This is a genomic window from Kitasatospora sp. NPDC050543, from assembly GCF_044457565.1.
Classification (GTDB): Bacteria; Actinomycetota; Actinomycetes; order Streptomycetales; family Streptomycetaceae; genus Kitasatospora.
The window spans coordinates 21,139-34,415 of the sequence record NZ_JBITGZ010000031.1; the positions used below are offsets into that span (position 1 = coordinate 21,139).

Consider the following 13,277-nt stretch of genomic DNA (forward strand, 5'->3'; position numbering starts at 1 on the left):
TCACGTCAGATGCCTGCCGGGGCGTCCTCCCCGCCCGCCCATGGCTTCGGCCCGTTCGTGGCGAGGGCGGTGAAGGCGAGGGCCGCCGCGCTGCCGTAGCCGGCCTCCCGGCGCAGCAGGGTGACGGCGCGCCGGGGCAGCGGCGGTTCGACGGGGACGGGGTGCAGATGCCGCTGCTCGCGGGTGGTGGCGTCGGGCAGGACGGTGGCCAGGCCCGTCCGCCGGACGATCTCCACCAGCGCGCCGACCGAGTTCGCCTCCACCAGGATGCGCGGGCGGACCCGGTGGGCGGCGAGGTGTTCGTCGATGTGCCGCCGGGTGGCGAAGTCCTCGCTGAGCAGGGCGAGCGGGAGTTCGGCGAGATCGCCGACCGGTAGCGGTTCGCGGCGGCCCGCGCAGGAGTGGGCGGCGCCCACGACCAGGCCGAGCGTCTCGGTGAACAGCGGGGTGCCGGCGATCCCGGGCAGGTGGCTTCGGCTGAAGGCGATGCCGAGGTCCAGCCGGTCGTCGAGCAGATCGGACTCGATGCGGTCCTGCGTCGTCTCGCGGATGTCCAGGGTGATCCCGGGGTGCCGGGTGTGGAACTCGGCGGCCAGCGGCCCGGTCAGGTAGGCGGTGAAGGTCGGGGTGACGGCCAGCCGCAGCCCGCCGGCGGAGAGGTCCCGGACGTCGAGCACCGCGCGTTCGGCCGCGGCCAACTCCCTTAGCGCGCGCCGCGCGTAGCGGGTGTAGGCCTCGCCCGCGTCGGTCAGCCGCACGGCGCGCCCGGAGCGGTCGAGCAGCTGGACGCGCAGCGACCGCTCCAGCTGCTTGATCTGCTGGGAGAGCGTGGGCTGGGCGATGTGCAGCGCCTCGGCCGCGCGGGTGAAGTTGGCGTGCTCGGCGACCGCGAGCAGGTACCGGAGGTGACGCAGTTCCACGACCATGCCCACAACTATAGCTACAGCCGATGGCTCCCATCGATCACCGGTCTTGGACGCTATAGATGCAGGTCGGGCAGGGTGGAGACATCGCCCCGACCGAGCGGGGCCACCGGGAAGGAGCGGCCACCATGGCAGCGGCCAGCATCAAGGAGATCGCCGAGGGCGTCGAGCGGTTCAGGCGGGAGGCGTTCCCCGCCCGGGCGGAGCTCTTCGAGCGCCTCGCCGGCACCCACCGGCCGAGCGCCCTGTTCATCAGCTGCTCGGACGCCAGGGTCGTCCCGGAGCTGATCACCCAGCGCGAACCGGGTGAGCTCTTCGTCGTCCGCACGGCCGGCAATCTCGTCCCGCCGTACAGCGCCGCCGCGGACGGCGTGGCCGCCAGCATCGAGTACGCGGTCAGCGTCCTGGGCGTGGCGGATGTCATCGTCTGCGGCCACTCCGGCTGCGGTGCGATGACCGCGCTCGCCTCCGGCGGCGGGCTCGGCCACCTGCCGGCCGTCGCCCACTGGCTGCACCACGCGGACGCCGCCAAGGCCCGCACCGACGCGGGCGAGCACCGCTCGGACGAGCGGGTCGACGCGCTCGTCCGGGACAACGTGCTCGGCCAGCTGGCGAACCTGCGGACCCATCCGTCCGTGGCCAGGGCGCTCGCCCTGCACCGGGTCACGCTGCACGGCTGGGTGTACGACATCCGCTCCGGCGCGGTGCAGGCGCTGGACGCGGCCGCCGGGCGGTTCGTCGCACTGACCGCCTGACGCCTCCGCCTGACCCGCCACGGCCTGCCCCTTCTCACCCTTCACACCGTTCACACCCTTCACAGCCCGGCGAGCGCCGGGACCCGTCCCGAAAGGACTCCCCGTGATCCACGCACAGTTCGACCAGAGCGCCCGTCAGCAGCTGGCCCTGCGGGCCTTCGAGGCCAAGACCCGCCGTGACCTCAGCTGGCAGCAGCTGGCCGACGCCGCCGGTCTGTCGGTGGCGTTCGTCACCGCCGCCGTGCTCGGCCAGCACCCGCTGCCCGAGGGCGCGGCCGATGCCGTGGCCGAGCTGCTGGGTCTGGACGAGGACGCCGCACTGCTGCTGCAGACCGTCCCGCTGCGCGGCAGCATCCCCGGTGGCGTCCCGACCGACCCGACGATCTACCGGTTCTACGAGATGCTCCAGGTCTACGGCACCACGCTCAAGGCCCTGGTGCACGAGCAGCTCGGCGACGGCATCATCAGCGCGATCAACTTCAGGCTCGATGTCAGGACTGTCAAGGACCCCGACGGCGGGCACCGGGCCGTGATCACGCTGGACGGCAAGTACCTGCCGACCAAGCCGTTCTGACGGCGCCGAGCGGCGTCTGACGGGCCGGGTACCGGCGGGCGGGAGCCGCTCCGCCCGCCGGTGCCCGCCGATGCCCGGCCGACTCCGTCAGCGCCCGTCGCCGGTCGGCCAGCCGTCCAGCGTGGTGATGCTGCGGTGGTACGGGCCGTCGGGACCGGTGCTGCGGTAGTCCTCGGACGAGCCGCCCGTGCGGACCGGACCGGCGCCGTCGCGGCGGTGGGCGGTCGGGCGCAGCGTGTGGTCGACGGTGCTGCGGGTGGTGACGCGCCCGGCGGTGCAGGCGATGTCCTCGCGGTGGTAGCCGAGGTCCATCGCGGTCTGCTGGTCGGTGGCGCCTGCGGCGTCATGGGTGACCCGGTAGGTGACGTCCAGCGGTTCGCCCTCGTGGACGGTCCTGCTGCGGTACGGCCCGGCGCCCCAGGTCGCGGTGGTACGGGTGAGGTCGGTGCGGTTGTGCAGCGTCAGGTCGTTGCCGCTGTCGCGCAGTTGCTGGCCGGCGCCGAAGGCGAGGTCGTCGCGGACCTCGGTGGTGATCCGGCCGTGCGAGGTCTGCACCCAGCCGCGGGCCAGGTCATGGCGGCTCGCGGTGGTCTGCCAGTCACCACTGCCGCCGCCGTGGTCGGTCAGCCGGGTGGTGACGGCCGCCTCGGGGGCCACCCGGTGCTCGGTGAGCCTGCCGGTGGTGCGGGCGCTGCCGTGGTCGACCTCGGCGAACAGGTTGACCTGGCCCGTCCAGAGGTCGTTGCTCTGGTTCTCGGCCGCGTTGAGCGCGATGCCCAGGGTGTGCGGGCGGCCGTCGAGCAGCAGGCCGACGTACGGTGTCAGGTCGATCCGGTAGGCGGGCAGGTCGAAGGCGAAGATGCCGGGAGTGGGCCGCCAGAGCAGCGGGTCCCAGCCGCCGGTGTAGATCACGGGGTACGGCCAGACCGCACCGGCCGCGCGCCCGTCCAGGGTGAGCCGCAGTTCGCGGAACGGCCCCTTGCCGCAGGCGTCGGTACCGGGGTTGTTCTTGACGAACTCGTCCGGGGCGGAGGCGTACGCGAACTCCTCGCAGGCTCCGCCGCCACGCGCGTACACCTCGGCGGTGAGGCTCTCCAGGTTCTGCGGGAAGGAGAGGCGGCGCTCGGCCGCGGGCGCGGCCTGGGTGAGCTCGAACGGGCCGGTGGTGAGCAGCCGGTCAGCGGTGCGGGCGGCCGGCCAGCGTTCGGAGGTGGTGTAGAAGGTGAAGCTCGCCGAGATCCGGAAGACACCGGTGTAGGTGGCGTCGGTGACGTTGGCGAGGTCGAGGGCGAACGGCAGTGGGCCGCCGAGCAGCGGCGCGTACCGGGTGACGTCGCGCTCGACGTTCCACTCGATGCCGTCCGCGGAGGGCTCGGGGGTGGAGGAGAGCAGCATCTCCACGCCGCCCAGCCGCACGGTGAACAGGCGGTCGAACTGGCGGCCCGCCACCTGGCCGTGCAGGTCGAACACCACCGCCGACCAGGGGCCGGCGCAGGCCTCGGGCGGGGTCAGGGTCGCCGCGTACGGGGTGTCGGGCGGGCTGCCGTAGCCGTTGCTGAACGGCTGGTCGTGCATCACCTCGACGGTGCACGAGCGAGTGTCGGGCCTGGTGAGCGGCTTGGCCGCGGTGAGCGGGTCGTGGTAGTCGGTGCCGAAGTCGGCGTGCGCGGGCGCGGCCCCGGCGAGTGCGGCCGTCATCGCGAGGGCGGCGGCGCCGAGCAGTCGGCCGGCTCGGCGGATCAGCGGGTGGGTAGCCAAGGTGTCCCTCTCCTGTGACCGGACGACGACCCGGCCATCCTCCTCAGTGCGGCATGCTCGCGTCAATCCTGCCTCCGTGCCCGCCTCAGCGTCCGGCCGGCACCGGGGACGGGGACGGAGTGCGCGCTGCGCTGGTGGGCAAGCGTGGACGGGGGCACGCTGAGAGGTACCGCGGGCCGCGCAGCCATGCCCGCCCGGCGGAGCCGCCACCGGAAGGAGCGCCAGTGATCGAGGTCGGAGACATCCGCGAGTGGCGAACCCACGACGTCGTCGACGCCGGAGGCCGCAAGATCGGCACGCTGGAGTCGGTCTACGTGGACACCCGTACCGACGAACCCGCGATGGCCACCGTCCAGATCGGGCTGCCCACCCGCCACCGCCTGGTCTTCGTACCCTTGGAGGGCGCCACCGTCGGCCCGGGTTACGTGCGGGTCGTCTTCGACAGGGCCCTGGTGAAGAGCGGCCCGTCGATCGGCACCGACGGCGTACTGCCCGCCGAGGACGAGGAGGCGGTGTTCCGGCACTACGACCTGGCCTACGAGAGCGGGGCGAGCGGTGAGCGCAGGTTGGCGCGCCGCTGAGGCCCGCCGACGAGAGGAGTCACCCCGTGGTCCTGTTCCTGCTCCTGGTGATCATCGCGATCGTGCTCGGCCTCATCGGCGCGGTCGCCGACGGCCTCTGGTACCTGCTGCTCATCGCCATCGTGCTGTTCGTGGCCGACCTGGCCTTCTTCGGCGTGCGCTGGTGGCGGCGCGCGGGCCGGCGCCCGCTTCGCTGAGACCGGGGCTCGGCCTGAAGGCGAGGCCGAGGGTCGCCCGAGGGCTGCTCAGGTGGGCGGTTCCGGCTGCGCCCGATGGGGCTGGGCAGCGGGGTCGGGGGCAGCGCCGAGGAGTTCGGCGGTGTCGGTGAGGTCGAGCAGCCGCGCGATCTGGCGGCTCGCGGTGCGGATCCGCAGGCCGCGCCCCGCGGCAACGGCGTGCGCCCGGGTGCGCAGCAGTACGTTGAGCCCCGCGCAGTCACAGAAGGAAACACCCGTGAGGTCGAACTCGATCGGGCCGGGGCGTTCGCACACGACCGCCGTCACGCGCCGCTCGAACTCCGCCGCGCAGTCGTAGTCGATCTGACCCGCCACGACGACCAGTACCTGCCCGGCCGTCGCCCTGCCGGTGCGGATGGTGAAGGGGGCTACGGGCGCCCGCGGCCCGATCGGTCCGTCCGGCGGCCGGTCGGCTGCGACGGGGGACGGCTTGTCGTGGCGGACGCGCTGGTGGGACATGGCCGGTGCTCCTCCCGCGAGCCTGGCTTCCACCCCGATCGTCCACCTCAGCGGCGAAACATGTCAATAGATACGCGAAAAGAAGTGCGTACGTTGAATCGCGCGAACCATCGATCGTACGATGGGGTCATGGAGACGAACGGCGGTGGCCGCGACGCGTGGACGTTCCTCACCAACCACGCGCGGGTGTTGTCAGTCATCGCACGCGATCCCGGGGTGCGCCTTCGCGATGTCGCGGCCACCTGCCGCCTCACCGAGCGCGCCGTGCAGGCGATCGTGGCCGACCTGGAGGCCGCCGGCTACCTCACCCGCTCCCGCGAGGGGCGGCGCAACCGGTACCGGATCACGCCGCACACCCTGCTGCGGCACCCGGCCGAGGCCGGGCAGACCGTCGCCGCGCTCCTGGCACTGCTGGAGCACGAACCCGACCTCGGCGTGGCCCCCGAGGCTTCCCTCGGGACCGCCCGCGAAGCAGCCGCCGAGATCGCGGACCCGGCGGAGCCGAGCGGGTCGGGGCAGGACGTCCGCCGCGTCGACGGGCACCATCGGCCCTGACCACCGGCCCGGGAGGCGGCGCCGGGCGGTATACGAGAGGTCCGCCGGTCAGGACCGAGTCGGCGCAGCGGGTCGGCGCGCCGACAGCGAGGGCGCGGGCCCGGATCGACCGCGAACCTCGGGCGGCGCCGGGCGGAGCGCTGTTTCGGCCGACGCGGTACGGGCACACGCCTGGTCGGCGGGGCTGCGGCGCATGAGCGCGGCGGCCCCGGGCGAGCGCTTTCCCGACGCGCCGGCGTGGCCCATGAGCAGGCAGGACACGGTGGCGCGGGTACGGGAGCGGACCCGACGAGAGGACCAGCCCGTGGCCGTACAACCGCTGTCCGCCCCGACGGGCCACCCGACCGCGTCGGCGGGCGGGGCCCGCCACCGCCACCCCCGGCCCGCCACCGGGCCCGACGGCGGGTGAGCGCCATGGGCCCGGCCGTAGCACAGCCGCTGACGGAGCAGTCCCTGCGCTTCGGCGTCGAGGAGGAGTTCCTACTCATCGACGCCGTCGGCCGCCGGAGCGCCGCCCGCGCCGACCAGGTGGTGGCCGACGCGAAGCAGGTGCTCGACGAGCGCGCCCAGAGCGAGTTCTACGCCTCGCAGGTCGAAGGCTGCACGCCACCCGTCACGACCGCGTCCCAGCTGCGCGCCGAGCTGATCGCCATGCGCCGTGCCCTGGTGGCGGCGGCCGCCCGCGCCGGCTGCTCGCTGCTGGCGTCAGGGTCGGCCGTCCTGCCCAGCGCCCACCCGCTGCCGGTCACCGACGCCGATCGCTACCGCCGGATCGCCCGGCACGTCGGGCCGGTGGCGGACCAGCTGGGCGGCGAGATGTGCGGCTGCCACGTCCACATCGGCGACCTCACCCGGGGCGAGGCGCTGGCCGTCGGCAACCGCCTGCGCCCGTGGCTGCCGGTGCTCCAGGCGATCAGTACCAACTCCCCGTTCTGCGAGGGCCAGGACAGCGCGCTGGCGAGCAGCAGGTCCGTGCAGTACGGCCGGTGGCCGACCGTCGGCCCCGCCCCGGTCCTGGACGAGGAGCAGTACGAGCGGACCGCCGAGGAACTGCTCTCCTCCGGAGTGCTGCTCGACCGCCGGATGATCTACTGGTTCTCCCGCCCCTCCGAGCACCTGCCGACCATCGAGGTGCGGATCGCCGACGTGAACGCCGACGTGAACGTCCCCGTGCTGCTCGCCTCGCTCATCCGGGCACTCGTCCACGTACTGCTGCCGGAAGCGCGGGCCGGCGCACCGTATCCGGCCGTGGCGAGGGAGACGCTGTGCGCGGCGCACCGGCAGGCCGCACGGGTGGGCCTTCGGGGCGCGGGACTCGACCCGGTCAGCGGGAACTACCGTCCGATGTCGGACCTGTTCGCCCGGCTGCTGGATCGCGCCGCACCGGGGCTGGAGGCGGCCGGCGACCTGCCGATGGCGAACGCGCTGGTGGAGCGGCTGCTCAAGCACGGCACGGGAGCGGACCGGCAGCGGGCCGCGCTGGACCGCGACGGATCACTGCCGGCGGTGGTCGACCGGCTGGTGGAGCTCACGGCGGCGCACGACACCTCGCCGGGCGGCCCGCCGTCCACGGACGCCCCCGTCGCGGGCGCGCGAGGCTGAACGCGGACCGCCGGGGGCGGAGCCGGGCCGGACCGGGGGACGGCCGCCCGGCGGCCAGGCGCGGGGGCCCGGCTCAGAGCAGGTCTGCGGCCAGACGCTCGCGCAGCAGGAAGAGGTCATCGGGCTCGGCGCGGGCGCTCAGGGATGCCACCAGGGCGCCGACGCACTCGTGATCACCCCGGCGCACCTCGGCGACGATGCGCTCGATCAGTACGGGCACGGGAGCCTCGAGCACGGGCGATTTGGCGAAGTCGACGGACCATGGCATGCACGGAGGCTAACCAGTCGGCGAGGGTGGCACGAGGGTGGCGGACCCTGGCGAATTGGGTGGTGCGCCGCGCCGCCTCGCGCGCCCGGACCGCCGCGTGGGCGCGTCGGAGGGGCCGGCGGAGGGCCGCGCGGGGCCGAGCCTTCCGGGTGGGCTCACCAGGTCGGCGCGGGCACGGTGGCGATGCCCGGCGTGCTCTGCATCGGCAGCAGGCCCGACTGGATCACGGTCCGGCGAGCCGGCCTCCGCGAAGGCCTCCGGCGCGAAGTGGGCCCTGCGGGCTGCCCGGACCGGCCGTGACCGAGTGACAGTCATCACTGAATCACCACCGGTTACATATCGGCAACATACTGTCAGGTAACGTGCAGTGGTGACCAGATGACCGGCCGTAGGGCCTGTCCGCCGACGGCTCCGCCATGAGCCGGATCTCCCGCCGCGGGCGCCCTGCACCAGGCCGTCGACAGGTCCGGCGCGAGCGGATATCCGCCGGCCGACAAGCACATGAAAGAGGACAGATGACCACCGACGCACGGGGCAGTCGCTTCGAGGCCCTTGGCGCGTACCTGCCATCCACCGTCCGGTCCACACCCGACCTGGTCGCCTCCGTGGTAGGGCTGCCGGACGTGGACCTGACCCGCATCACCGGTGTGACGCAACGCCGGGTGTACGACCCGCGACCCGAGGCCGGCGAGGACTCCTACGGCCTGGCTCTGCGGGCCGCCCAGGACGCGCTCGGCCACTCCCGCTATGACGCGGGCGACCTGGACGTCGTCATCTCGGCCTCCATCACCAGGTTCAGGGACGGCGACGACTTCTACTTCGAGCCCTCCTTCGCCGCATTGCTGGCCAAGGAGCTCGGCGCCCACCGGGCGATCCACTTCGACGTCTCCAACGCCTGCGCCGGGATGATGACCGGCGTCCACCTGCTGGACCGGATGATCCGCGCGGGGATCGTACGCAACGGCCTGGTGGTCAGCGGCGAGCAGGCGACCCGGGTCGCCGAGACCGCCGCCCGCGAGATAGCCGACTCCTACGACCCGCAGTTCGCCTCGCTCTCCGTCGGCGACTCCGCGGTGGCGGTGATCCTGGACCGCGCGGTCGACGACGCGGACCGGATCCACTACCTGGACCTGATGACCTGCGCCGAGTACTCCCACCTGTGCCTGGGCATGCCCAGCGACCGGACGGAGGGCATCGCGCTCTACACGGACAACCGGCAGATGCACAAGGAGGACCGGCTGCGCATGTGGCCGGCCTTCCACGGGGACCAACTCGCCAAGCTGGGGCGGAACTTCACGGACGAGCAATTCGACTACATCGTCCAGCACCAGGTCGGCACCCGCTTCATCGACTACGTGAACCGCACCGGCGCGGCCGAGTTCGGCACCGAGATGCCCCAGTCCCTCTCCGTGGTCGAGGAGTTCGGCAACACCGCGTCGACCGCCCACTTCCTGGTGCTGCAACGGCACCTGAAGGCCGGGACGGCCCGCCGCGGCGCGCGGTACCTGCTGGTGCCCGCCGCCTCCGGTGTCATCACCGGCGCCCTGTCCGCGACCATCACCAACCTGGGGGTCTGAGCGATGACGACCGTCATCAAGGCCGCTTCCACCGTCGCCGCACCGGCGGACGAGGCCGCGGCAGCCGTACTGCTCGCCGGGCAGGCCTCCCGGGAGTGCCTGGCCGAGGCCCGGCTCTCGCCGGACGCGGTGGGCGTCCTGATCAACGTCGGCGTGTACCGCGAGCACAACACCTTCGAGCCCGCCATCGGCGCGCTGGTGCAGAAGGAGGCCGGCATCAACCTCGACTACCTGGCCCACCCCGTGCCCGGCGCGGCGTTCTCCCTGGACCTGATGAACGGCGCGTGCGGCGTGCTGAACGCCGTCCAGGTCGCCCAGGCGATGCTGGCCACCGGCAGCGCCGAGCGCGTCCTGATCACCGCCGCGGACGTCCACCCGGGCGGCCGGGCCGCCCTGGACCCGGACTACCCGTACGCCGACCTCGGCGCCGCCATGCTGCTGGAGCGCTCGGCCGCGACCACGTCCGAGGGCGGCTTCGGGCCGGTGCGCACGGCCGGATCGGGCGAGGACTCGGCGATCGCCGGCTACCTGCCGACCGCCGGCATGGGGGCGGACGGGCGCGGACGGATCACCGTCCGCCGCGACGAGGGCTTCGCCGAGCAGCTGCTCGCCCTGGCCGCCACGACGGCCGCCGAGTACGCCCTCGCCGAGGAGCTCGACCTGCACCGGACACTGCTGGTCAGCTCCCGGCCGACGGCGGACTTCGCGCAGCGCCTGGCCGGGCGGCTCGGCCTGCCCGAGGCCGCCGTCCTCGCCCCGGACGCGCCGGGCACCGGCGGCGGCCTGCCGCACACGGCCGCCCTGATCCTGGGGTACCTGCGGGCCCTTGAGGTCGGGCTGCCCGAAGGCGTCGACCAGCTGCTGTTCGTCGCGGTGGGCGCCGGGCCGAGCGCCGCCTGCGTCAGCTACCGCCCCCAGGCGCGGTGACCGGATGACCATCGCGACGGAGCCGCTCAGCGGCGAACTCGGCCTCGCCGAGCACCTGGAGCACAACGCCCGTGCCTTCCCCGAGAAGACCGCGATCATCCACCCGGACGGCCGCGGCGCGGACGGCGGCGTGCGCTACCGCGAGCTGACGTACGGTCAGTTGCAGCGGGACGTGGCGGCGCTGGCCGACTCCCTGACGGCGATCGGGATCGGGCACGGGACCAGGACGGTGCTGATGGCACCGCCCGGGCCGGACCTCTTCGTCCTGCTCTTCGCGCTGCTGCGGATCGGCGCCGTACCGGTCGTGGTCGACCCGGGCATGGGCGTGCGGCGCATGCTGCACTGCTACCGGGCGGTGGGCGCCGAGGCGTTCGTCGGACCGCCGCTCGCCCACGCCGTCCGGGTGCTGGGCCGGCGCGCGTTCGCCGAGGTCCGGATCAACGTCACCCTCGGACGGCGCCTGGGCTGGGGCGGGCACACCCTCACCGCCCTGCGCACCCGGGAACGCCGCAGCCCTTCCGCGCCGCCGGCACATGCGCCGACGGCGGTGGCGACGACGGCCGTCCGCGGCGACGACCTGATGATGATCGGGTTCACCACCGGGAGCACCGGCCCCGCCAAGGGCGTCGAGTACACCCACCGGATGGCGGCCGCGATGGCCCGCGCGGTGCAGGCCGCCCACAGCCGCGACCGCGACGAGGTCTCCCTCGTCACGCTGCCGCTCTACGGCATGCTCGACCTGCTCTTCGGCTCCACCCTGGTGCTCGCGCCGCTCGCCCCCGCCAAGGTCGGCCAGGCCGACCCGGCGCCGCTGGTGGAGGCGATGCGCAGCTACCGGACCTCCACGATGTTCGCCTCCCCCGCCCTGCTGCGCCGGCTCGGCGAGCACCTGACCGAGCACCCGACGCCGCTGCCCGACCTGCGCTGCGTGGTGTCCGGCGGCGCACCCGTGCCGCCGGAGGTGGTCGCCACGCTGCGCCGGGTGCTGGACGAGAAGGCCGCGATCCACGTGACCTACGGCGCCACCGAGGTACTGCCGATCACCTCGATCGAGTCCGAGGAGATCCTGCAGGAGACGGCCTCCCTCGCCCCGCTCGGCGCCGGCACCTGTGTCGGGCGCCCGGTGCCGGGCATCCAGGTACGGATCGTGCCGGTCTCCGACGGCCCGCTGCCGCACTGGCACGCGGACCTCCCGGTGGCGGCCGGCGACGTCGGCGAGATCGTCGTCAGCGGGGAGGCCGTCAGCCCCCGCTACCACGCCGCGCCCGCCGCCGACGCCGCGCACAAGATCCGGGACGAGGCCACCGGCCTCGGCTGGCACCGCACCGGGGATCTCGGGCGGCTCGACGACCAGGGCCGGCTCTGGTTCTGCGGGCGCAGGACCCAGCGGGTGCGCACCGCCGAGGGCGACCTGCACACCGTCCGCTGCGAGGGCGTGTTCAACGCCCATCCGCTGGTGCGGCGCACCGCGCTGGTGGGCGTCGGCGAGCCCGGTGCGCAGCGTCCGGTGCTCTGCGTGGAGACCGAACCCGGCGTCACCGACGCCCAGTGGGCGCGGCTCCTGCCCGAGCTGCGCGCCCTGGGCGCCGCCCGGCCGCAGACCGCCGGCGTACGGGACTTCCTGCGGCATCCCGCGTTCCCGGTGGACATCCGGCACAACGCCAAGATCGGCCGTGAGCGCCTCGCCGTGTGGGCGCAGCGGCGGTTGCGCACGGGCGCGGAGAGCCGGGCGGGCCTGCGGCGGGGGCGGGTGTGGGCGCTGCGCGGCATTCCCCTGGCCGGCTGGGCCTACCTGGCGGCCGGCCTGATCCACCCCGTCGACCAGCCCGTCCTGGTCGCCCTGTGGTGGATCGACGCCTTCCTCAGCGTCGTCGTGCACGCCGCGCAGCTCCCGCAGGCGCTGCCCCGGGGCCGGGCGGCCGGGCACGGCCCGGCGGCCACCGCCGCGCTGACCATGCTGTACGGCGCCACCTGGTGGCGGCTGCTGCCCGCCGCGGAGCCGAAGGAGGCGGGCCGGTGAAGGTCCTGGTGACGGGAGCCTCGGGCTTCCTCGGCGGTCATCTGGTCGACGGCGCGCTCCGCGCCGGGCACGAGGTCCGCGCGCTGGTGCGGCCCACCAGCGACCTCAGCCGGCTGCGGACGGTCCCCGGCCTGGAGCTGGCCTTCGGCGACCTCGGGGACGGCGAGTCGCTGCGGCGCGCCGTCGAGGGCGTGGACGTGGTGCACCACAGCGCCGCCCGGGTGGTCGACTTCGGCACCCGCGCCGAGTTCACCGCGGAGAACGTCGACGGTACGCGGCGGCTGCTGTCAGCCGCGCGTGCCGCCGGCAGCCGGCGGTTCGTGTTCATCAGCAGCCCCAGCGCGCTGATGGGCCCGGACGACGGCGACCGGCTGGACATCACCGAGGACGCCCCGTACCCGGCCCGCTGGCTGAACCTGTACTCCGAGACCAAGGCCGCCGCCGAACAGCTGGTGCTCGCGCAGAACGGGCCCGGGTTCACCACCGTCGCGCTGCGCCCCCGGGGCATCTGGGGCCCGCGCGACCACTCGGGCTTCCTGCCCCGGCTGGTCGGCAGAATGCGGGCGGGCCGGCTGCCGGACCTGTCCGGCGGGCGGCCGGTGCTGGTCTCGCTCTGCCACTGCGACAACGCGGTCGCCGCCGCGCTGCTGGCCGCCGAGGCGCCGGCGGAGCGGGTCGGCGGCAGGCCGTACTTCGTCGCCGACCGGGAGCAGACCGACCTGTGGGCGTTCCTCACCCGGCTGGCCGGACTGTTCGGGGGCGTCCCGCCGACCCGCCGGGTGCCGCCGCCGGTACGGGACGCGCTGGTCGAGGCGGTGGAACTGCTCTGGCGGGTGCCGGGCCTGGCCGCCCGCCGGGAGCCGCCGCTCAGCCGCTACTCGGTGGCCCTGCTCACCCGCTCCACGACGTACAGCACGGCGGCGGCCGAACGGGACTTCGGTTACCGGCCCGTGACGGACCAGGAGTCCGGGCTGCGCGGCCTGCTCGACTGGGCCCGATCGCCCGCCGGGGCGGCGGAGTTCGCCCGACCGGGGCGCTGACG

Annotated in this window: 14 protein-coding genes; 10 read left to right on the forward strand and 4 right to left on the reverse strand. The window is 74.2% G+C overall.

What is annotated here, in order from left to right:
• Positions 1–5: 5 nt before the first annotated feature.
• A complete protein-coding gene (cynR, locus tag ACIBH3_RS28775) occupies positions 6–926 on the reverse strand; it encodes a transcriptional regulator CynR (RefSeq protein ID WP_396315014.1) in 921 nt (306 codons plus the stop codon).
• 140 nt (positions 927–1,066) lie between these two features.
• Between cynR and ACIBH3_RS28780 the strand changes: the two genes are divergently transcribed.
• Together ACIBH3_RS28780 and cynS are read left to right on the forward strand one after the other, a co-directional pair.
• A complete protein-coding gene (locus ACIBH3_RS28780) occupies positions 1,067–1,678 on the forward strand; it encodes a carbonic anhydrase (RefSeq protein ID WP_396315057.1) in 612 nt (203 codons plus the stop codon).
• Between the two features lie 103 nt (positions 1,679–1,781).
• Entirely contained in the window at positions 1,782–2,252 is a 471-nt protein-coding gene (cynS, locus tag ACIBH3_RS28785; protein ID WP_396315015.1) for a cyanase, read from the forward strand.
• Between the two features lie 87 nt (positions 2,253–2,339).
• On the opposite strand, the gene ACIBH3_RS28790 is transcribed toward cynS, so the two are convergent.
• Complete coding sequence (locus tag ACIBH3_RS28790; RefSeq protein ID WP_396315016.1) at positions 2,340–4,010, reverse strand: peptide-N4-asparagine amidase; 1,671 nt, start codon at positions 4,008–4,010, stop codon at positions 2,340–2,342.
• A gap of 224 nt (positions 4,011–4,234) precedes the next feature.
• On the opposite strand from ACIBH3_RS28790, the gene ACIBH3_RS28795 reads away from it, so the two are divergent.
• Positions 4,235–4,591: a PRC-barrel domain-containing protein gene (locus tag ACIBH3_RS28795; RefSeq protein WP_396315017.1), complete on the forward strand. Its 357-nt coding sequence runs from the start codon at positions 4,235–4,237 to the stop codon at positions 4,589–4,591.
• Between the two features lie 26 nt (positions 4,592–4,617).
• Positions 4,618–4,788, forward strand: a complete 171-nt coding sequence (locus ACIBH3_RS28800; RefSeq protein WP_396315018.1) for a hypothetical protein — start codon at positions 4,618–4,620, stop codon at positions 4,786–4,788.
• Positions 4,789–4,836: 48 nt separating this feature from the next.
• Here the strand turns inward: ACIBH3_RS28800 and ACIBH3_RS28805 are convergent, their stop codons facing one another.
• Complete coding sequence (locus ACIBH3_RS28805; protein ID WP_396315019.1) at positions 4,837–5,286, reverse strand: STAS domain-containing protein; 450 nt, start codon at positions 5,284–5,286, stop codon at positions 4,837–4,839.
• A gap of 129 nt (positions 5,287–5,415) precedes the next feature.
• Here ACIBH3_RS28805 and ACIBH3_RS28810 point away from each other — a divergent pair, with 129 nt between their 5' ends.
• Positions 5,416–5,841, forward strand: a complete 426-nt coding sequence (locus tag ACIBH3_RS28810; RefSeq protein WP_396315020.1) for a helix-turn-helix transcriptional regulator — start codon at positions 5,416–5,418, stop codon at positions 5,839–5,841.
• Positions 5,842–6,255: 414 nt separating this feature from the next.
• Positions 6,256–7,443, forward strand: coding sequence for a glutamate--cysteine ligase (locus ACIBH3_RS28815; protein WP_396315021.1), 1,188 nt, complete (start codon positions 6,256–6,258; stop codon positions 7,441–7,443).
• 73 nt (positions 7,444–7,516) lie between these two features.
• Here ACIBH3_RS28815 and ACIBH3_RS28820 read toward each other — a convergent pair whose 3' ends face one another.
• On the reverse strand, positions 7,517–7,711 hold the full coding sequence (locus ACIBH3_RS28820; protein WP_396315022.1) for a hypothetical protein: 195 nt from the start codon (positions 7,709–7,711) through the stop codon (positions 7,517–7,519).
• A gap of 515 nt (positions 7,712–8,226) precedes the next feature.
• Here ACIBH3_RS28820 and ACIBH3_RS28825 point away from each other — a divergent pair.
• From ACIBH3_RS28825 to ACIBH3_RS28840, 4 genes are read left to right on the forward strand one after another with little or no spacing between them, the layout of a single operon-like run.
• Positions 8,227–9,288, forward strand: coding sequence for a 3-oxoacyl-ACP synthase III family protein (locus tag ACIBH3_RS28825; protein ID WP_396315023.1), 1,062 nt, complete (start codon positions 8,227–8,229; stop codon positions 9,286–9,288).
• A gap of 3 nt (positions 9,289–9,291) precedes the next feature.
• Positions 9,292–10,215, forward strand: a complete 924-nt coding sequence (locus tag ACIBH3_RS28830; protein ID WP_396315024.1) for a hypothetical protein — start codon at positions 9,292–9,294, stop codon at positions 10,213–10,215.
• 4 nt (positions 10,216–10,219) lie between these two features.
• The gene (locus ACIBH3_RS28835) at positions 10,220–12,235 is read left to right on the forward strand and encodes a fatty acid CoA ligase family protein (RefSeq protein WP_396315025.1); all 2,016 of its coding nucleotides are present in this window, start codon (positions 10,220–10,222) and stop codon (positions 12,233–12,235) included.
• Positions 12,232–13,275 (forward strand): NAD-dependent epimerase/dehydratase family protein, encoded by a 1,044-nt coding sequence (locus tag ACIBH3_RS28840; protein ID WP_396315026.1) that lies wholly within the window; start codon positions 12,232–12,234, stop codon positions 13,273–13,275. The genes ACIBH3_RS28835 and ACIBH3_RS28840 overlap by 4 nt, the downstream gene beginning before the upstream one ends.
• Positions 13,276–13,277: the final 2 nt, after the last annotated feature.